The sequence below is a fragment of the Actinomadura rudentiformis genome (assembly GCF_008923185.1).
Taxonomy (GTDB): Bacteria; Actinomycetota; Actinomycetes; order Streptosporangiales; family Streptosporangiaceae; genus Spirillospora; species Spirillospora rudentiformis.
Genome location: NZ_WBMT01000006.1, coordinates 71,252 through 89,608, shown reverse-complemented (window position 1 = coordinate 89,608; position 18,357 = coordinate 71,252). Strand labels below are relative to the sequence as shown.

Below are 18,357 nucleotides of genomic sequence, written 5' to 3'. Positions count from 1 at the left end.
GGGGGGGCGGGGCGGGGGGGGGGGGGAGGCGGTCGCCCCCGGATGGGGCGGCCCGGGCGGCGTCCGGGGGGCTCCCGGCGCTCGATCGCCGGGAGCCGCGCTTCCGCCGTGCTTGCTTCAGCCGACGTCGAATCCGGGCTAGCGTTCGCGCTCGGCGGCGAGGCGCTGGCCGATGGTGTGGTGGAGGCGCTGCAGGCCGTTGGCGCCGAGCATGCCGACCTGGCCTTCGAGGTCGCGGAGCAGCGTGTCCTCGTTGGCCACGACCTCCGACGACTGCATGAGCACCGTGCCCTGCCCGGTGAAGTCGAACTGGTGCTCCTCGCCGGAGGTGCCGCCGACGCCGAACACCTGCCGGGCCATCCCCATCACGCCGCGCATGTACGAGTGGTCGTAATGGTGGCAGGGCGACGGGCAGTCGGCCCAGCCGAGCAGGGCCTGCGGGTCGACCCGGATCGGCGGCTCCACGAAGTGCACGGGGCCGTTGGAGGCGGCCACGAAGCGGCCGGTGCCGATCAGGGTCAGGAACCCGGGGATGATCGACTGCTTGAGCTCCAGGCCCGGCTCGAAGGCCAGCAGATTGCCGGCGCGGACGGTGAGGTTGCCGTCGTCGAGGTCGAAGGAGTTGACGTCGAAGCCCCGGTCGGCCAGCAGCAGCTTGCCCTGTCCCTGCGCGACGACCCAGTCCTGGGCGTACAGGGGCGAGTGGAAGTGCGCGGCCACCAGCGCGTCCAGCGGTCCCGCCGACAGCGCCTCGAACTTGATCTGCCCGTAGTAGGCGATCATCTTGCCCTTCTGGGTGAACCACTGCCCGTTGAGGTCCACGCTGAAGGCGTACGGGTTGACGTTGTCGTTGGCCGGCAGCGTCATCGGGTTGAAAGTCGGGATGGACACCGCTCAGATCTTCCTCTCGCTGGCCTGCACGTAGACGACGCCCTGGCCGCTCAGCTGCAGCTAGAAGCCCTCGCCCGAGCCGCGGCCGACCAGGTCGCGCAGCCCCATCGCCGTGGTGAGCTTGTTCTGCACCTGGCCGCGGTGCGCGACGTACGCCTGCGGGTCGACGTGGACCGGCCGCTGCGGGGTGATCGGCAGCTCCATCACGCCGCCGTGCGACAGCACCGCGCACGAGCCGTGCCCGGTGAGCGTGGTGGTGAACAGGCCCTGGCCGCTGACCGCGCCGCGGATCACGCCGCTGACGCCGCCCTGCTCACCCATGAACATCGTCCCCGCCTGCAGGCTCCCGTCGTACACCAGCAGCCGGTCGGCCTCGACGTAGAGGGTGTCGCCCGCGAGGTCGATGACCTGGACGTGCAGCCCGCCGTGCCCGAACATCGCGCTGCCTTGGCCCGTCACGTGCATCATCACGGTGCGTTCGCCGGCCATGGCGCGGCCCAGGGTCTGCCCGAGTCCCTGCCCCGCCGTGGCGGTGGGCGCGAAGTTCACCCGGCCCGTATAGGCGAGCATGGCGCCGCGCTTGCTGTAGACCTCTTGCCCGGGGCCGACCGCCACCTGGAGCATCTTGGAGTTGATCGAGGTGTATCCCGGCATCAGATCTCCAGAATTCCGCCGCCGCGCTCGGCGGGCTGAACGTAGACGAGGCCGTGCCCCTGGTAGCGGAACTGGACGCTCTCCCCCGACCCCTGGCCGAGCACGGTGCGCCAGTTGACGTCGGTCACGACGTCCTGCTGGAGCTGGCCGCGGTGCCCGACGTAGGCGTGCGGGTCGACGCACAGCGGCGTCCCCGGCGTCACCTCGAGGGCGATCGCCGGGCCGTCCGAGAGGATCGCGACCATGCCCTGGCCCTCCACCTTGGTGGTGGCCAGGCCCTGACCGGTGCCCATCCCGCGCAGCCCGGTGAACTGCACGCCCGTCTGGAGCCGCCCGTCGAGCGCCAGCAGGCTCTCCGACTCCACGAACAGCGTCTCGCCGTTCAGCGGGACGAGGGTCACCTCCGTCGCCTCGCTGGCCAGGAAGACCGTGCCCTGGCCGGTGATCTCCATGAGCGTCATGCCCTCGCCGGCGATGCGGCGTTTCAGCGCGCCGCGCAGGCCCTCCCCGCCGGTCATCCCCTGCCGCTTGAACGTCATCTGCCCGTCGTAGGCGACCATCGACCCGTTCAACGCCCGGATGGTCTCGCCGACCAGATCGACGGCCAGCATCTTCGAGCCGTTCAGTCTGAATTGCGCCACGAGGCCACAACATACCGGGCACCCGCCGTCAAGGCGGGTCCCTGTCCCGTCCGGCGCGCCGATCCGGAGTCCGCATCGGGTGCGCGCATCCGGTGTGCGCATCGGGTGCGCGCATCCGGCGACGGCGGCGCGCCGGATCGGGAAAGATGGCGGCCATGTGGATCGCCCCCGAACGCCGCGGTCTCGGCCGCTGGATCGCTCCCGGACTCGCCCTCGCCGCCGGCGTGGTGGTCGCCTCCGTCCTCGCCGCCGACGGGCGCGGCGAGACGGCGCTCATCGCCCTGGGCGTGCTGGCCGGCTACGCCGCCCACCTCGGCTACCGCCGCAACGAGCCGGCGCTCCCCATCAGCGAGGCGTTCGGCACCGGGCACCGGGCCCGCGCGCATCTGAAGTCGGCGGCCATGACCGGCGACGTGCTCACCGGGGCCATCGTCGCCGCCGTGGTCGTGCAGGGGCTGCGCGGCGCCGACATCACGCCGTACGCCTGGCTGGCCGCACTCGCCGGGGTCGTCTACACACTGTCCGCGCTCTTCGGCGGACGCGGGCTCTGAACAGCGAAGACATGCGAATAATGCGTTAACTTCTCCTAACAATATCCGTTTTGTCATGATCACAACGGCATGATGCGGTTGTGTCAGCTCTTGAACTGCTCGTTCCGGCGCGTGCGGTGTTCCATCCGGTGGTCGACCTCGACACCGGCAACGTGATCGCCGTGGAGCCGCACACCTCTTCGTCGGCGGAGCCCCAGTCCGCCACCCGGCCCGACACGGCGGCGGACGACCTGCGGCGGGCCGTCGGCGCCGCGCGGGCCGCCGCCGATCTGGGCACGCACCTGCCGCTGACCATCGGATTGCGCGCGGAGACGCTGGCGCACGGCGAGACGGCCCTGGGCGAACTGCACCAGGGTCTCGCCGACGCCGGCCGCCGTCCCAGCGAGATCATCATCTGCGTCACCGGCAGCTTTCCTCCCGCCCTGCGCCAGGCCGTGACCTCGGCGCTGCACAGACTCCGGCGTGCGGGATACCCGGTCGGGCTCGGCGGCCTGGGCGTCGCCCACGCCCCTCTGGACCTCCTGCTCGACATCGCGCCCTATCTCATCCGGCTCGATCCCGACCTGGCCCGGCGGACCTCGTCGGACCCGCGCCGCTCGGCGCTGGTGACGGCGCTCGTCGACCTGGCGCACCGCATCGGCACCCACGTGCTGGCGCCGGGACTGGAGACCGAGGCCCACGTGCTGCACCTCCGTGAGCTCGGCGTACGGCTCGTCCAAGGTCCGGCGCTCGCGCCACCGGAGTGGCGACCCGGCATGCGGGTCACGGTGCCGGTGATCGCGAGGGAGGATCGCGACCCCGCCCCGCGCGGCATCGACCTGGGGCCGCGCGTCTCGGAGTTCACGCTGCCGGCGGTGACCATGCCCCACACGGCGACCGCGGACGACGTGCTCGGCGCGCTCACCGCGGAGACGGGCACGACCAGCGTCGTCCTGGTGGACGAGCACCAGCGCCCGCGGGCCATGGTGGACCGGACGCGGTTCCTGCTGAAGCTGTCGGGCGCGTACGGTCACGCCCTCCACGCGCACAAGCCCGCCGCCCGCCTGGCCGACGCGCCGCGTCTCGTTCCCCGCACCGTTCCGGCGATCGCGGCGCTGCGCGCGGCGGGCCGGGAGAACGACCGCGTCTACGACGATCTCGTCGTCACCGACGAGGTCGGCCGGTGCCTGGGCATCGTCCGCGTGGGCGACCTCATCCGCAGCCTCTCCGCCTGAACGCCCACCTGGACGCGTGATCACTCGAAGGCCCTGAGATCGCCTCTGGGACGTCAGAAGCCCGAAGGTGACCCCGTGTCACTGATCGACCCGGAAAGGCCGCCAGCGGCCGTCTCCTGCGCGAGGATGGCTGCCTGGACTCGGCTGCGCAGATTCAGCTTGGAGAGGATCCGGCTGACATGGGTCTTGGTCGTGGTCTCGGCCATCTCCAGGCGCGCCGCGATCTCCCCGTTCGACAGCCCCTCCCCGAGGCACGCGAAGACCTCGCGCTCGCGCGGGGTCAGCTCGGCCAGGCCGGACGCCTCGCCGCGGGCGGGCACCTGCCGGCCCGCGAACGCGCTGATCAGGCGCCGGGTCACCTGGGGCGCCAGGATCCCCTCCCCCGCCGCGACCGTCCGCACCGCCTCCACCAGATGATCGGCGTCCACGTCCTTGAGCAGGAACCCTGCCGCTCCTGCCCGCATGGCCCCGAACACGTACTCGTCCATGTCGAACGTGGTCAGCACCAGGACGTCGGCCACGCCCGCGAGCTCCTGGGTGGCGGAGATCCCGTCCAGCTTGGGCATGCGGATGTCCATCAGGACCACGTCCGGCCGCAGACGCCGGGCCTGCGCGACCGCCTCCTCGCCGTCGGCCGCCTCACCCACCACGGCGATGCCGGGCGCGGCGCCCAGGATCAGCACCAGGCCGGCGCGGACCGCCGCCTGGTCGTCTGCCACCAGCACATTGATCAAGGTCTCTCCCTGTCGGTGAGCGGAAGCTCGGCGTACACCCGCCAGCGGCCGTCCCCGGGCCCGGCCTCGAACGTCCCGTCCAGCATGGTCACACGCTCGCGCATGCCGATCAGGCCGCTGCCCGATCCGGGCAGCCGCGACCCTCCGGCCCCGAGGGGACTGTCGACGGTGACCACGACACAGCCGGGGCGGTACTCCAGGAGCACCTCGACCCTGCCCGCCGCGGCGTGCTTGAGCGCGTTGGTCAGCGATTCCTGCACGATGCGGTACGCCGCGTGCTCCACCGGCGCGGGCAGCCCGGGCGCGTCCCCGAGGACCTTCAGGCCCGCCGTGAGGTCGCTGCGCGCCGTGTGCGCCACCAGCCGCTCAAGGCCGTCCAGCTTCGGCGCGGCCGCGGGATCGGCCTCGCCGTCGCCCTCCCGGAGCAAGCCGATCATCCGTCGCATCTCGGCGAGGCCCTGGACGCTGTTCTCCCGGATCACCTCCATGGACCGGTTGATGCTCTCCCGGTCCAGATCCGAGACTTTGAGCACGGCCGAGGAGTGCAGGGCCACCGCGCTGAGATGGTTGGCGATGACGTCGTGCAGTTCCCGTGCCATCCGCGCCCGTTCGGTGTTCACGGCCGCCCGGCGGTCCATCTCGGCGAGCCGCGCCATCTGCGCCGCGCGCTGCCGCTCCGCGTCCGCCCGGTCCCGGTGCTCCCGGACGACCATCGCGGTGAGCACCGGCCCGACCCATGCCACACCCGCCAGCGAGCCCGCTATCACCCCACTGCTGATCGTGGTGAGGGCGATCCCGAAGGCCGCCGCCACGGCCAGCGTGGCCGCCGTCGTGATGCCGAGCAGCCATTCGGCCGCGCGCCTGGGACCGTACAGGCTCGCCGCGTACAACGCGTCGCTGTAGATCATCAGGGTGGCGATGCTCGGCCCGATCACCACGTCCGTGAAGTTGAACGGGGTGGAGAGCAGCAAGCCCACGATCGGACGCGTGCGCCGGAACACCATCGCGACGCACAGCCCGGCCAGCGGCAGCAGCCGCCACCCCGGTGCGATGTCGATCGCCGGCCAGGTGCCGTAGCCACGCGCCAGCAGCAACACCACGCCCCCCGCGAACGCGGCGACGGCCAGAAGCAGGTCCTGGCGCGTGGTGAATCGCATGCCCCTATCTCAGCATCCCAGGAGCGCCCACCGGCTCCGCCTGGGTGAGGGTCGTGCGTACATCGTTCGTAGGACCAGAGACACACGTGAGGCAGACCCCTTCAGGAGCCTGCCTCACATGGGCGAGCTGTGTCGGAACATGGACGAGCTGTGTCGGACGTGGGAGCGTCAGACGTTGAAGCCGAGGGCGCGGAGCTGGTCGCGGCCCTCGTCGGTGATCTTGTCGGGGCCCCACGGGGGCAGCCAGACCCAGTTGATCTTGACGTCCTTGACCAGGCCGTCCAGCGCGCTGTGCGCCTGGTCCTCGATCACGTCGGTGAGCGGGCAGGCCGCGCTGGTCAGCGTCATGTCCAGGGTGGCCACCTCGTCCGCGAGGTTGATGCCATAGATCAGGCCCAGGTCGACGACGTTGATGCCGAGCTCGGGGTCGACCACGTCCTTGAGCGCCTCGAGGATCTCCTCCTCGGCGGAGCCGGGGGCGATGGCGTCGATGGGGCCGTCCGCGGGGGCCGCGGTCTCCGGCGCCTCAGCGTCCGGCGTCCCAGCGTTCGGCGCCTCAGCGTCCGGCGTCCCAGCGTTCGGCGCCTCAGCGTCCGGCGTCGCGGCGTCCGCGGCGGCGGTGGTGTCAGTCATGATGCCTCTCCGAGAGCACGGGCGGTCGCGTCCTTCCACGCCATCCAGGCGAGCAGGGCGCATTTGATCCGGGCGGGGTACTTGGAGACCCCGGTGAAGGCGACGGCGTCCTCCAGGACGTCCTCGTTGGGCTCGCCCTCGCCGCGCGACTGCATGAGCGCGAGGAACTCGTCGCCGATCGCCATCGCCTCCTTGACCGGCTTGCCGATGATGAGCTCGGTCATCACCGACGCGCTGGCCTGGCTGATCGAGCAGCCCATGGCGTCGTACGAGACGTCCGCGACGGTGGCGTCCTGGCCTGCGCCGTCGAGGTGCACCCGCAGCGTCACCTCGTCACCGCAAGTCGGGTTGACGTGGTGGGCCTCGCCCTCGTACGGCTCCCGCAGCCCCTTGTTGTGGGGGTTGCGGTAATGATCCAGGATGACCTCCTGGTACATCGCCTCGAGCTGCATGTCGTCCTTTTCCTCGTCCGGGGGGCTTCTCTCCTACAACAGGCGGCCGGCTCAGGCTGTTCCGAAGAACTTCTGGGCCTTGCGTACCCCCTCGGCGAGCGCATCCACGTCGGCGAGGTCGTTGTAGACGTAGAAGGTCGCGCGGGTGGTGGCCGGAATGCCGAACCGGCGGCAGATCGGCCAGGCGCAGTGGTGCCCCACGCGGATGGCGACGCCGAGCTCGTCGAGCACCTGGCCCACGTCGTGCGGGTGGATGTCGTCCACGGTGAACGACACGGCCCCGCCGCGCGCCTCGGTGCTGCGCGGGCCGATGATCCGCACCCCGGGAATCTCGCCGAGCCGCTCCAGCGAGTAGGCGGTGAGCGCCTCCTCATGGGCGGCGACCCGGTCCATCCCGAGCTCGGACAGGTAGTCGCAGGCCGCGCCGAGGCCGATCGCCTGGGCGGTCATCGGCACGCCCGCCTCGAACCGCTGCGGCGGCGGCATGAAGGTGGAGCCCTCCATGCGCACGACCTCGATCATCGAACCGCCGGTGATGAACGGGGGCATGGCCTCCAGCAGCTCGCGGCGGCCCCAGAGCACACCGATGCCGGTCGGGCCGAGCATCTTGTGGCCGGAGAACACCAGGAAGTCGGCGCCGAGCTCGCGCACGTCGACCGGCTGGTGCGGCACCGACTGGGCGGCGTCCAGCAACACCAGCGCGCCGACCTCGCGGGCACGCGCGGCGATCCGCTGGACGGGCGGCACCGTGCCGAGCACGTTGGACTGGTGCGTCAGCGCGACCAGCCTCGTGCGCTCGTTGATGATCGTGTCGAGCTCGTCCAGGTCGAGGCGGCCCTCGTCGGTGAGGCCGAACCAGCGCAGCGTGGCGCCGGTCCGCTGGCACAGCTGCTGCCAGGGCACCAGGTTGGCGTGGTGCTCCATCTCGGTCACGACGATCTCATCACCGGGACCGACCTTGAACCGCTCTGCCTCGGCGCCGAACGTGGCGGCGTTGCTCAGCGCGTACGCCACCAGGTTGATGCCCTCGGTCGCGTTCTTGGTGAACACGATCTCACCGGGCACGCCGCCGATGAACGTGGCGATCCGGGTGCGCGCGCTCTCGTAGGCCTCGGTGGCCTCCTCGGCGAGCAGGTGCGCGCCGCGGTGCGGAGCGGCGTTGTGGCGCTCGTAGAACTCGCGCTCGGCGTCCAGCACCTGGACCGGCTTCTGCGAGGTCGCCCCCGAGTCGAGGTAGACCAGGTCACGGCCGCCCCGGACGGTACGGGACAGAAGGGGGAAGTCCTTCTTCAACTCCTCGGGGAGCAGGCTCATCAGGACACGCCCGCCTTCACGTACTTCTCGTAGCCCTCGTTCTCCAGCACGTTGGCCAGCTCCGGGCCACCCTCTTCGACGATCCGGCCGCCGGCGAAGACGTGCACGAAGTCGGGCTTCACGTAGCGCAGGATGCGCGTGTAGTGGGTGATGAGCAGCACGCCGGTGTCGCCCGCCGCCGAGAACCGGTTGACGCCCTCGGAGACGACCTTGAGCGCGTCGACGTCGAGGCCGGAGTCGGTCTCGTCCAGGACCGCGATCTTCGGCTTGAGCATCTCCAGCTGGAGGATCTCGTGCCGCTTCTTCTCGCCGCCGGAGAAGCCCTCGTTCAGGCTGCGCTGGGCGAAGGCCGGGTCGATGGCGAGGTTTTCGAGCGCCTGCTTCATCTCCTTGGAGAACTCCCGCAGCTTGGGCGCCTCACCGCGCACGGCGGTGACGGCGGAGCGCAGGAAGTTGGAGACGGAGACACCGGGCACCTCGACCGGGTACTGCATCGCGAGGAACAGCCCGGCGCGGGCGCGCTCGTCGACGCTCATCTCCAGGACGTCCTCGCCGTCGAGCGTCACCGAGCCGCTGGTCACGTCGTACTTGGGGTGGCCGGCGACGGCGTAGGCGAGGGTGGACTTGCCGGAGCCGTTCGGCCCCATGATCGCGTGGGTCTCGCCGGCCTTCACGGTCAGGTCGACCCCGCGCAGGATCTCCTTGGTCCCGTCGGCGCCGTCGGCGACGGAGACGTGGAGGTCGCGAATCTCAAGCGTGGCCATATCTATCTGAGCTCTCTCGTTGGTTCAGTCGTCGGAGCCGAGCGAGACGTAGACGTCGCCGTCCTCGACCTTGACCTTGTAGGTGGCGACCGGCTGCGTGGCCGGCGGGTTGGTGGGCTTGCCGGTGCGGATGTCGAAGCAGGACCCGTGCAGCCAGCACTCGATCGTGCCGTCGTAGACCTCCCCCTCGGAGAGGGAGACCTCGGCGTGCGAGCAGATGTCGTTGAGCGCGAACACGCCCTCGCCGCTGCGCACCAGCGCGACCGGGGTGTCGCCGACCTCGACGGCCATCGCCCCGTCAGCGGGGATCTCGCCCAGCGGGCACACCTTCACGAACGTCATCGCTTCGCCGCTCCCTGGTCCAGCTCTGCCTCGATCGCCTCCTGCACCTTCTCGCGGACCTCGTCGACCTCGATGCGCTCGATGAGCTGGCCGAGGAAGCCGCGCACGACCATGCGGCGGGCCTCGTCGAACGGGATGCCGCGGGCCTGCAGGTAGAACAGGTGCTCGTCGTCCAGCCGGCCGGACGCCGAGGCGTGGCCCGCCCCCGCGACCTCACCGGTGAGGATCTCCAGGTTGGGCACCGAGTCGACCCGGGTGCCGTCGGTGAGCACCAGGTTGCGGTTGAGCTCGTAGGTGTCGGTGCCCTCGGCCTCGGCGCGGATGATCACGTCGCCGATCCAGACGGCGTGCGCGTCGTCGTCCTGGAGCGCGCCGCGGTAGTCCACCCGGCTCCGGCAGTGCGGGACGACGTGGTCGACCAGGAGGCGGTGCTCCAGGTGCTGGCCGCCGTCGGCGAAGTAGACGCCGTAGAGCTCGGCGTCGCCGCCGGGCGCGTCGTAGACGACCGACGGGGAGATCCGCACCACGTCGCCGCCGAGGCTGATGTTGTGGCTGACGAACCGGGCGTCACGGGCCAGCTTGGCGTGCTGGTGCGAGACGTGCACGGCGTCGTCGGCCCAGTCCTGCAGGCTGATCACCGAGAGCCGCGCGCCGTCGCCGACGACGAACTCGACGTTGTCGGCGTAGGTGGCGCTGCCGCGGTGGCTGAGCACGACCGTGGCCTCGGCGAACGGCTCCAGGATGACCGTGGTGTGGCCATAGCTGGCACCAGAGGCGCCGTCCTCTCCGCGGGTGCGGATCACCGTGGGCGCGGAGGCGACGGCCTCCTTGGGCACGGTGACGACCGTGGCCTGGGTGAACGAGGCGTACGCCTGCGCGCTCACCCGGTCGGCGGGCACGTAGGCCGTGCCGAGCCGCTCGTCGTCGCGGCCGACGATCTCGACGGTGACCTCAGGGGCCGCCTGGACCTCGACGATCACCTTGCCGATCGGCTCCGCGGTGCCGTTGTGCAGGCCGCGCAGGCGGCGCAGCGGGGTGAACCGCCACTCCTCCTCACGGCCCGACGGCACCTCGAAATCGGCGACCTCGTAGGAGGCCTTCTCGTGCAGCGTCGAGAGAGGCCTGGAGTCCAAGCCCATCAGCCGACGGCTCCTTCCATCTGAAGCTCGATGAGCCGGTTGAGCTCGAGCGCGTACTCCATGGGCAGCTCGCGCGCGATCGGCTCGACGAAGCCGCGCACGATCATCGCCATCGCCTCGTCCTCGGTCATGCCGCGGCTCATCAGGTAGAACAGCTGGTCCTCCGACACCTTGGAGACGGTGGCCTCGTGGCCCATCTCCACGTCGTCCTCGCGGACGTCGACGTAAGGGTAGGTGTCGGACCTGGAGATCTGGTCGACGAGCAGCGCGTCGCACTTGACCGTGGACTTGGAGTGCGCGGCGCCCTCCTGGACCTGGACCAGGCCGCGGTAGGACGTGCGCCCGCCCCCGCGTGCCACCGACTTGGAGATGACGCTGCTGGAGGTGTGCGGGGCCGCGTGCACCATCTTGGCGCCGGCGTCCTGGTGCTGGCCCTCGCCGGCGAACGCGATCGACAGCGTCTCGCCCTTGGCGTGCTCGCCCAGCAGGTAGACGGCCGGGTACTTCATGGTGACCTTGGAGCCGATGTTGCCGTCGACCCACTCCATGGTGGCGCCCTCGTAGGCGACGGCGCGCTTGGTCACCAGGTTGTAGACGTTGTTGGACCAGTTCTGGATGGTCGTGTAGCGGACGCGGGCGTCCTTCTTCACGACGATCTCGACGACCGCCGAGTGCAGCGAGTCGGACTTGTAGATCGGCGCGGTACAGCCCTCGACGTAGTGCACGTACGAGCCCTCGTCCGCGATGATCAGGGTCCGCTCGAACTGGCCCATGTTCTCGGTGTTGATCCGGAAGTAGGCCTGCAGCGGGATCTCGACGTGCACGCCCGGCGGCACGTAGATGAACGACCCGCCCGACCACACGGCGGTGTTGAGCGCGGCGAACTTGTTGTCGCCGACCGGGATCACGGAGCCGAAGTACTCCTGGAAGATCTCCGGGTGCTCCTTGAGGCCGGTGTCGGTGTCGAGGAAGATGACGCCCTTCTCCTCGAGGTCCTCACGGATCTTGTGGTAGACCACCTCGGACTCGTACTGGGCTGCGACGCCCGCGACGAGGCGCTGCTTCTCCGCCTCGGGGATGCCCAGCTTGTCGTAGGTGTTCTTGATGTCCTCGGGGAGCTCCTCCCAGGAAGCGGCCTGCTTCTCGGTGGAGCGGACGAAGTACTTGATGTTGTCGAAGTCGATGTCCGACAGGTCCGAGCCCCAGGAGGGCATCGGCTTCTTGTCGAACAGCCGCAGCCCCTTGAGGCGCAGGTCGAGCATCCAGTCCGGCTCGCCCTTCTTGGCCGAGATGTCGCGGACGACATCCTCGTTGAGGCCGCGGCGCGCGGAGGCGCCGGCCACATCCGAGTCGGCCCAGCCGAACTTGTACTTGTCAAGCCCTTCCAGCTCGGGGTGGGCTGCCGTAGTCATAGGGTCCCTCCGGACTCCTCGTTCGCATTGTCAGTGCCGTCGGCATCCGCCCCTCCGCAGAGGGATCGGGGGCTGACGTGGGTCGTGCAGATCCCGTCGCCGTGGGCGATCGTCGCCAGGCGCTGGACCGGGGTCCCCAGCAGTCTGCTGAAGGCCTCCGTCTCGGCTTCGCACAGCTGCGGGAACTCCTCCGCCACGTGCGCGACCGGACAGTGGTGCTGGCAGAGCTGCTCTCCACCGGGCTCCCCGGACACGGTCTGGGGGGCCTTGGCCGCCGCGGCGGCGTAGCCGTCGGCCGACAGGGCCTCGGCCAGCTTGCGTACCCGCTGGTGCGGCGGGGCCGCCTGGACGACGGGGGTGTAGCGCCGTTCGAGATCGGCGATCTGGCGCCGGGCGAACTCGGCCACCGCGTGCTCCCCCGCCTTGTCGGCGAGGAACCGCAGCGCGCTGGTCGCCAGGTCGTCATAGGCGTGCACGAAGGCGTTGCGCCCGGCGTCGGTGATCACGAACCACTTGGCCGGACGTCCCCGCCCGCGCTGCCCCTGCGACCGGGACCGGCGGGTCTCGATCTTGATCATCTCCTCCGCGAGGAGGGCGTCCAGGTGGCGGCGGATGGCTGCCGGTGTGAGCCCCATCCGTTCCCCCAGAGCGGAGGCCGTGATGGGACCGTGCTCGAGGATGAGCCGGGCCACCCGCGCGCGCGTGTCGCGCTCGCCGTGGCCAGCGCCCGACGGCACGCCGGAAGGCCGCGCGGAGGCGGCCCGGGCGACGCTCGTCGTCTCGCTCACGTTTTTCACAACATCAGTGTGCCGTAATTCCTTCCCGCGGAACAAACGAATCCTGATGTCGTCGCTCACGCAGGTAAGCCTTACCTAACCTGGGCTTTCACGCCGCGCGGGGGTCACTCTATGCCCCTTCCGAGCCTGGTCGGCGGGCAGGCGCCTGACGCGCTCCACGTCCAGCGCCTGGAGAATCCAATAGCCGATCACACCCTGGGTCTCGGCGCCGATGGTCTCCGACACCCGCCGCTACCGGCGACTCCGCGCACAGATCCGTCGTTGGGACTGCCTAAAATCATCTCCATGGCACCCCCGGAAGAGAGCGCCGTCGAGCTGGACGGCCTGGTCAAGCGCTACGGCGCGGCCACCGCGGTCAACGGGCTCTCGTTCCGGGCCGGACTCGGCGCAGTGACGGCCCTGCTCGGCCCCAACGGCGCGGGCAAGACCACGACGATCGAGATCTGCGAGGGCTTCCGCCGCGCGGACGCGGGCACCGTGCGGGTCCTCGGGCTCGATCCGCACCGTGACGCGCGGGCTCTCAAGCCCCGGGTGGGCGTGATGCCGCAGTCGGGCGGCGTGCCCGGCACGGCGCGGGCGGCCGAGTTCCTGCGGCTGGTCGCCGCGTTCCACGCCCGCCCGCTCGATCCCGCCGCGCTGCTGGCGCGCCTCGGCCTCACCGAGCACGCGCGCACGCCGTTCCGCCGCCTGTCCGGCGGCCAGCAGCAGCGGCTCTCGCTCGCCGTGGCGATCGTCGGCCGGCCCGAGCTGGTCTTCCTCGACGAGCCGACCACCGGGCTCGACCCGCAGGCCCGCCACGCCACCTGGGAGCTGATCGAGGGGCTGCGCGCCGCCGGGGTCTCGGTCGTCCTCACGACGCACCACATGGAGGAGGCCGAGCGCCTCGCCGACCAGGTCGTCATCGTCGACCGCGGCCAGGTCGTGGCGCAGGGCAGCCCGGCCGAGCTCACCGGCGCAGAACGGCAGCTGCGCTTCCGCGCCCGGCCGGGGCTCGGACTGGACGAGCTGCTCGCGGCCCTGCCGGCGGGGAGCGCCGCGAAGGAGTCGCCCGCCGGGCACTACCTGGTCGAGGGAGACGTGCGGCCCGAGCTCCTGGCCACGGTGACCGCCTGGTGCGCCTCGCACGGCGTCCTCACCGAAGATCTGCGGATCGAGCGGCGCACGCTCGAGGACGTCTTCCTGGAGCTGACCGGACGGGAGCTGCGCTCATGACCACCGACTCGGCGGCCAGGCTCGACCTCACGCCCGCGCCCGGGGCGGTGCCGCTGCCGCGGATGATCCTGGCCCAGACCGGCTACGAGCTGCGGACCATGCTCCGCAACGGCGAGCAGTTGCTGCTGACGATGATCATCCCGGTGGTGCTGCTCACGCTGTTCAGCGCCACCTCGCTGCTGGACCTCGGGCCGGGCCGCCGGGTCGACTTCATCGCGCCCGGCATCCTGGCGCTGGCGGTGATGTCCACCGCGTTCACCGGCCAGGCGATCGGCACGGGCTTCGAACGGCGGTACGGCGTGCTCAAGCGGCTGGGGGCCACCCCGCTGCCGCGCACCGGCCTCATCGCCGCCAAGACGCTCACCGTCATCGCGGTGGAGGCGCTGCAGGCCGTCGTGATCTCCGCGGTGGCGCTGGCACTGGGCTGGCAGCCGCACGGCAACCCGCTGGCGGTGGTGGCGCTGATCCTGCTGGGCACGGCCGCGTTCAGCGGCTTCGGCCTCCTGATGGCCGGGACGTTGCGCGCCGAGGCCACGCTGGCGGCGGCCAACTTCGTCTACATCCTGCTCCTGGCGGTCGGCGGTGTGGTCTTCCCGCTCGACGAGTTCCCCTCCGGCGTCCGCTCGGCCCTGGAGCTGCTGCCGATCTCGGCGTTGGCCGACGGGCTGCGGCAGGTGCTGCAGCACGGCGCCGCGCTGCCCGGCGAGCCGCTGCTCGTTCTCGCGGCGTGGGCCGTGGCCGGCCTCGCGCTGGCCGCACGTTTCTTCAAATGGGAGTGATCCGTGGCACTCGCTGAGGCCCCCGGCTCGGACGGTGCGACCGGCGGGTTCCCCCACCCTGTGCGGATGTTGTCGCTCGGGGCGGTGCCGCCGCCCGCGCTGATCCTGCTCGGCATCCTCTCGGTGCAGGTCGGTGCCGGAATGGCCAAGCACATGTTCGACCGGATCTCGCCGGACGCCGTGGTGCTCATGCGGCTGGCGACGTCGGCGATCGTGCTGGGCTTCATCGGCCGCAAGGTGCTGCGGACCGTGCTCCGCGACCACACCAGGGGCGATCTCGCCGTGGCCGCCGGCTTCGGGCTGACACTCGCCCTGATGAACTTCTCGATCTACCAGTCGTTCGCGCGGATCCCCCTTGGCGTCGCCGTGACGATCGAGTTCCTTGGCCCGCTGACGGTCGCCATCGTGGCCTCCCGGCGCCTGCGCGACGTGGTGTGGGCGCTCCTGGCGTTCGGCGGCGTGGTGATGCTCGCGCGCGGCGGCGAGCTGGACATGGTGGGCGTCGCGTTCGGACTGCTGGCGGGCGTCTGCTGGGCCGGTTACATCCTTCTCAGCGCCGCCACCGGCAAACGTTTCGCGGGATCCACCGGGCTGGCGCTGGCCAGCATCGTCGGCACGTTCGCCATGCTGCCCATCGGAGTCACCTCGGGCGGCTCCGCCCTGCTCAGCCCGGAGCTCCTGCTCATCGGCCTCGGCGTGGGCCTGCTCTCGTCGTTGATCCCCTACTCCCTGGAGCTGGAGGCCCTGCGGCGCATGCCCGCCGGGGTCTTCGGCATCCTGATGAGCCTCGAACCCGCCGTCGCCGCACTGATCGGCGTGCTCCTGCTCGGTGAGATCCTCTCCGGCCGCCAGTGGCTGGCGATCGGCTGCGTCGTCGTGGCCTGCGTCGGCGCCACCCGTGGCCAGAAGGACCCGCCAGAGGCGCCCGAAGCCTGACTAGGATCATCGGAGAGGACGCCACGACAGCACCCCCCGACAGAGAACCCCGACAGAAAAGAGGCCGCCGTGACCGCCTGGCGAGAAGAAGAGGGGCTGCCGCCCGAGTTCTTCGAGGTGGGCTCACCGTCGTTCGTCGACTTCCTGCGCACCCGCGCGCCCGAGCTCCTGCCTGTCAACCGCGAGCGCAAGGACGTCCTGGACCTCCCGCACGGCACCACGATCCTGGCGCTGACGTTCCCCGGCGGCGTGATGATGGCCGGCGACCGGCGCGCCACCCGGGGCAACGAGATCGCCTACCGCGAGCTGGACAAGGTCCAGAAGGCCGGTGAGCACTCGGTGGTCGCGTTCGCCGGGACGGTCGGGCTGGCGCTCGACATGGTCCGGCTGTTCCAGGTCGAGCTGGAGCACTACGAGAAGATGGAGACGGTCACGCTGTCGCTGCCGGGCCAGGCCCGCCGCCTCGGCGCCGTCATCCAGGCCAACCTCGCGCAGGCACTCCAGGGGCTGGCCGTGGTCCCGCTCTTCGCCGGCTACGACCTCGACTCCGACACGGGCCGGATCTTCACCTACGACATCATCGGCTCGCCGCAGGAGACTCGCGACTTCCACGCCGAAGGCTCGGGCTCCCCCTACGCGCACGGCGCGCTCAAGAAGCTCTACAGCCGCGACCTGTCGGAGGACGATGCCGCCAGGGTCTGCGTCGAGGCCCTCTACGACGCCGCCGACGACGACTCCGCCACCGGCGGCCCCGACCAGACGCGCCGCCTCTATCCGGTGATCGCGTCGGTCACCGCCGACGGCTACCGCCGGCTCCCCGAGGACCAGGTGGCCGCCATCGTCGACCAGGTCGTCCAGGCCCGCCACGAGCGCCCCGACGGCCCGGTGGCACCGCTGCGGTGACCGCCGGCCGGCTGTCACCGGCCGGCCGATCACTGTCGGTGCCGATCCCTAGGATGAGCCCATGGCACGCGCGAACGACGAGGCCGCCGAGCTCATCCAGGAGCTCGCCGACCTCCTCTCCATCACCGGCGGCGACGCCTTCAAGATCCGGGCGTACGAGAAGGCGGCCCGCGCGATCGCGGGCTATCCCGAGGACGTCTCGGGCCTCGACCTGGCCGGGCTGAAGAAGATCCCGACCGTCGGCGAGGCGATCGCCAAGAAGGTGCTCGACTACACCATCACCGGCACGATCCGCCAAGTGGAGGAGCTGCGCGCCCAGATCCCGGCGGGCGTCCGCGCGCTGACCACGATCCCGACCCTCGGCCCCAAGAAGGCGCTCGCCGTCTACGAGGAGCTGGGCATCTCGTCCGTTCCCGAGCTGGCGCAGGCCATCCAGGAGGGCCGCCTGCGCGACCTCAAGGGCTTCGGCGCCAAGACCGAGGACAACATCCTGCGCGGCATCGAGCTCATGCAGCAGTCCGGCGAGCGGGTCCTGATCGACGCCGCCGCCGACCTCGCCGACGAGATCGTGGCCGCGCTCACCGCCCACCCCGCCGTGCAGCGCTGCGCCCACGCCGGATCCCTGCGCCGCATGCGCGAGACCATCGGCGACATCGACATCCTCGCAGCCTCCACCGATCCCCATCCGATCATGGAGGCGTTCACCGCCCTCCCCTACGTCACCGACGTGATCGCGAGCGGCGACAAGAAGACCTCGGTCCGCACCACCAGGGGCCTCCAGGTGGACCTCCGCGTCGTCCCCCCGGAGTCGTGGGGCGCCGCCCTGCAATACTTCACCGGCTCGCAGGCGCACAACATCCGCACCCGTGAGATCGCGGTCCGCGCGGGCCTCAAGCTCTCCGAATACGGCCTCTTCGACGCCGAGTCGGGTGCCCTGATCGTCTCCGAGACGGAAGAAGAGGTCTACGCCCGGCTGGGCCTCCCCTGGATCCCGCCGACCCTGCGCGAGGACGGCGGCGAGATCGAAGCGGCCCTCAGAGGCGAGCTTCCCCGCCTCGTCACCGTCGACGATCTCAAGGGTGACCTGCACAGCCACACCGACCTCACCGACGGCCTGGCCACCCTGGAGGAGATGGTCGAGGCCGCCGCGGCCCGCGGCCTGGAGTACTACGCGATCACCGACCACGCGCCCAACCTGTTCATGCAGCGCATGACCGACGAGAAGATGCTGGCCCAGCGCGAGCAGGTCCGAGCCCTCCAGGCGAAATACCCCGACCTGACCCTCCTGCACGGCACCGAGCTCAACATCAACCCCGACGGCGAGGTCGACTGGGACGCCGACTTCCTCGCCGGCTTCGACGTCTGCGTCGCCTCGGTCCACTCCGCGTTCACCCAGGACAAGGCGGAGATGACCCGCCGCTTCGTCCGCGCCTGCGAAAACCCCCACGTCCACGTGATCGGCCACCCCACCGCCCGCCTCATCGGCAAGCGCCCGCCCGTGGACGCCGACTGGGACGAGGTCTTCCGCGCCGCCGCCCGCACCGGCACGGCGCTGGAGATCGACTCGTTCCCCGACCGGCTGGACCTGCCGGCCGACCTGATCCGCCGCGCCGTCCGCCTCGGCGTCAAGTTCTCCATCGACACCGACGCCCACGCGCTCGGCCACCACCGCAACATCCGCTTCGGCGTCGGCACCGCCCAGCGCGGCTGGCTCACCCCCGACGACGTGATCAACACCTGGCCTCTGGACCGCCTCCGCGCCTTCCTGGGCACATCCTGACCCGGCGGTGGGGCTCGGCAGCGTGACGAGAGATCAGACAGCGTGACGAGAC

At 70.9% G+C, this 18,357-nt stretch carries 20 protein-coding genes; 7 read left to right on the top strand and 13 right to left on the bottom strand.

Translation table 11 applies throughout. The features are described from left to right. Positions 1–138 precede the first annotated feature (138 nt). Genes F8566_RS13995 through F8566_RS13985 form a run of 3 tightly spaced genes read right to left on the bottom strand, consistent with a single transcriptional unit; the run spans position 139 to position 2,186 of the window. A complete protein-coding gene (locus F8566_RS13995) occupies positions 139–891 on the bottom strand; it encodes an AIM24 family protein (RefSeq protein ID WP_225993158.1) in 753 nt (250 codons plus the stop codon). 60 nt (positions 892–951) lie between these two features. Beyond that, positions 952–1,545 (bottom strand): AIM24 family protein, encoded by a 594-nt coding sequence (locus F8566_RS13990; protein ID WP_151560647.1) that lies wholly within the window; start codon positions 1,543–1,545, stop codon positions 952–954. Continuing rightward, positions 1,545–2,186: an AIM24 family protein gene (locus F8566_RS13985; RefSeq protein ID WP_225993157.1), complete on the bottom strand. Its 642-nt coding sequence runs from the start codon at positions 2,184–2,186 to the stop codon at positions 1,545–1,547. Before F8566_RS13985 ends, F8566_RS13990 begins: the two co-directional genes overlap by 1 nt. A 155-nt stretch (positions 2,187–2,341) precedes the next feature. Between F8566_RS13985 and F8566_RS13980 the strand changes: the two genes are divergently transcribed. Beyond that, positions 2,342–2,737 (top strand): ABC transporter permease, encoded by a 396-nt coding sequence (locus F8566_RS13980; RefSeq protein ID WP_151560646.1) that lies wholly within the window; start codon positions 2,342–2,344, stop codon positions 2,735–2,737. 80 nt (positions 2,738–2,817) lie between these two features. Continuing rightward, a complete protein-coding gene (locus F8566_RS13975) occupies positions 2,818–3,951 on the top strand; it encodes an EAL domain-containing protein (protein ID WP_225993156.1) in 1,134 nt (377 codons plus the stop codon). Between the two features lie 53 nt (positions 3,952–4,004). Here F8566_RS13975 and F8566_RS13970 read toward each other — a convergent pair whose 3' ends face one another. The 10 genes from F8566_RS13970 to F8566_RS13920 form a co-directional block, all read right to left on the bottom strand. After that, positions 4,005–4,685 carry a response regulator gene (locus tag F8566_RS13970; protein ID WP_151560645.1) on the bottom strand — a complete coding sequence of 227 codons (681 nt, stop codon included), beginning with the start codon at positions 4,683–4,685 and terminating at the stop codon, positions 4,005–4,007. Beyond that, positions 4,682–5,842 carry a sensor histidine kinase gene (locus F8566_RS13965; protein ID WP_151560644.1) on the bottom strand — a complete coding sequence of 387 codons (1,161 nt, stop codon included), beginning with the start codon at positions 5,840–5,842 and terminating at the stop codon, positions 4,682–4,684. The genes F8566_RS13970 and F8566_RS13965 overlap by 4 nt, the downstream gene beginning before the upstream one ends. Positions 5,843–6,010: 168 nt before the next feature. Then, the gene (locus F8566_RS13960; RefSeq protein WP_151560940.1) at positions 6,011–6,334 is read right to left on the bottom strand and encodes a metal-sulfur cluster assembly factor; all 324 of its coding nucleotides are present in this window, start codon (positions 6,332–6,334) and stop codon (positions 6,011–6,013) included. A gap of 137 nt (positions 6,335–6,471) precedes the next feature. Continuing rightward, a complete protein-coding gene (gene sufU / locus F8566_RS13950; protein WP_151560643.1) occupies positions 6,472–6,927 on the bottom strand; it encodes a Fe-S cluster assembly sulfur transfer protein SufU in 456 nt (151 codons plus the stop codon). Between the two features lie 51 nt (positions 6,928–6,978). Then, entirely contained in the window at positions 6,979–8,241 is a 1,263-nt protein-coding gene (locus tag F8566_RS13945; RefSeq protein WP_151560642.1) for a cysteine desulfurase, read from the bottom strand. Continuing rightward, the gene (sufC, locus tag F8566_RS13940) at positions 8,241–9,005 is read right to left on the bottom strand and encodes a Fe-S cluster assembly ATPase SufC (RefSeq protein WP_151560641.1); all 765 of its coding nucleotides are present in this window, start codon (positions 9,003–9,005) and stop codon (positions 8,241–8,243) included. The genes F8566_RS13945 and sufC overlap by 1 nt, the downstream gene beginning before the upstream one ends. A 24-nt stretch (positions 9,006–9,029) precedes the next feature. Next, entirely contained in the window at positions 9,030–9,347 is a 318-nt protein-coding gene (locus F8566_RS13935) for a non-heme iron oxygenase ferredoxin subunit (RefSeq protein WP_151560640.1), read from the bottom strand. Next, positions 9,344–10,486, bottom strand: a complete 1,143-nt coding sequence (gene sufD, locus F8566_RS13930; protein WP_151560639.1) for a Fe-S cluster assembly protein SufD — start codon at positions 10,484–10,486, stop codon at positions 9,344–9,346. Before sufD ends, F8566_RS13935 begins: the two co-directional genes overlap by 4 nt. Next, the gene (gene sufB, locus F8566_RS13925; RefSeq protein WP_151560638.1) at positions 10,486–11,898 is read right to left on the bottom strand and encodes a Fe-S cluster assembly protein SufB; all 1,413 of its coding nucleotides are present in this window, start codon (positions 11,896–11,898) and stop codon (positions 10,486–10,488) included. The genes sufD and sufB overlap by 1 nt, the downstream gene beginning before the upstream one ends. Continuing rightward, positions 11,895–12,686, bottom strand: a complete 792-nt coding sequence (locus F8566_RS13920) for a helix-turn-helix transcriptional regulator (RefSeq protein WP_151560637.1) — start codon at positions 12,684–12,686, stop codon at positions 11,895–11,897. The genes sufB and F8566_RS13920 overlap by 4 nt, the downstream gene beginning before the upstream one ends. 294 nt (positions 12,687–12,980) lie before the next feature. On the opposite strand from F8566_RS13920, the gene F8566_RS13915 reads away from it, so the two are divergent. The 5 genes from F8566_RS13915 to polX all read left to right on the top strand — a co-directional run bounded on the left by F8566_RS13915 (position 12,981) and on the right by polX (position 18,305). Beyond that, entirely contained in the window at positions 12,981–13,907 is a 927-nt protein-coding gene (locus tag F8566_RS13915; protein ID WP_151560636.1) for an ABC transporter ATP-binding protein, read from the top strand. Further along, on the top strand, positions 13,904–14,686 hold the full coding sequence (locus F8566_RS13910) for an ABC transporter permease (RefSeq protein WP_151560635.1): 783 nt from the start codon (positions 13,904–13,906) through the stop codon (positions 14,684–14,686). The genes F8566_RS13915 and F8566_RS13910 overlap by 4 nt, the downstream gene beginning before the upstream one ends. Positions 14,687–14,689: 3 nt before the next feature. Then, entirely contained in the window at positions 14,690–15,622 is a 933-nt protein-coding gene (locus F8566_RS13905; RefSeq protein ID WP_225993155.1) for an EamA family transporter, read from the top strand. A 69-nt stretch (positions 15,623–15,691) separates the two neighbouring features. Further along, a complete protein-coding gene (gene prcB, locus F8566_RS13900; RefSeq protein WP_151560634.1) occupies positions 15,692–16,525 on the top strand; it encodes a proteasome subunit beta in 834 nt (277 codons plus the stop codon). 61 nt (positions 16,526–16,586) lie between these two features. Beyond that, complete coding sequence (gene polX, locus F8566_RS13895; RefSeq protein WP_151560633.1) at positions 16,587–18,305, top strand: DNA polymerase/3'-5' exonuclease PolX; 1,719 nt, start codon at positions 16,587–16,589, stop codon at positions 18,303–18,305. Positions 18,306–18,357 lie beyond the last annotated feature (52 nt).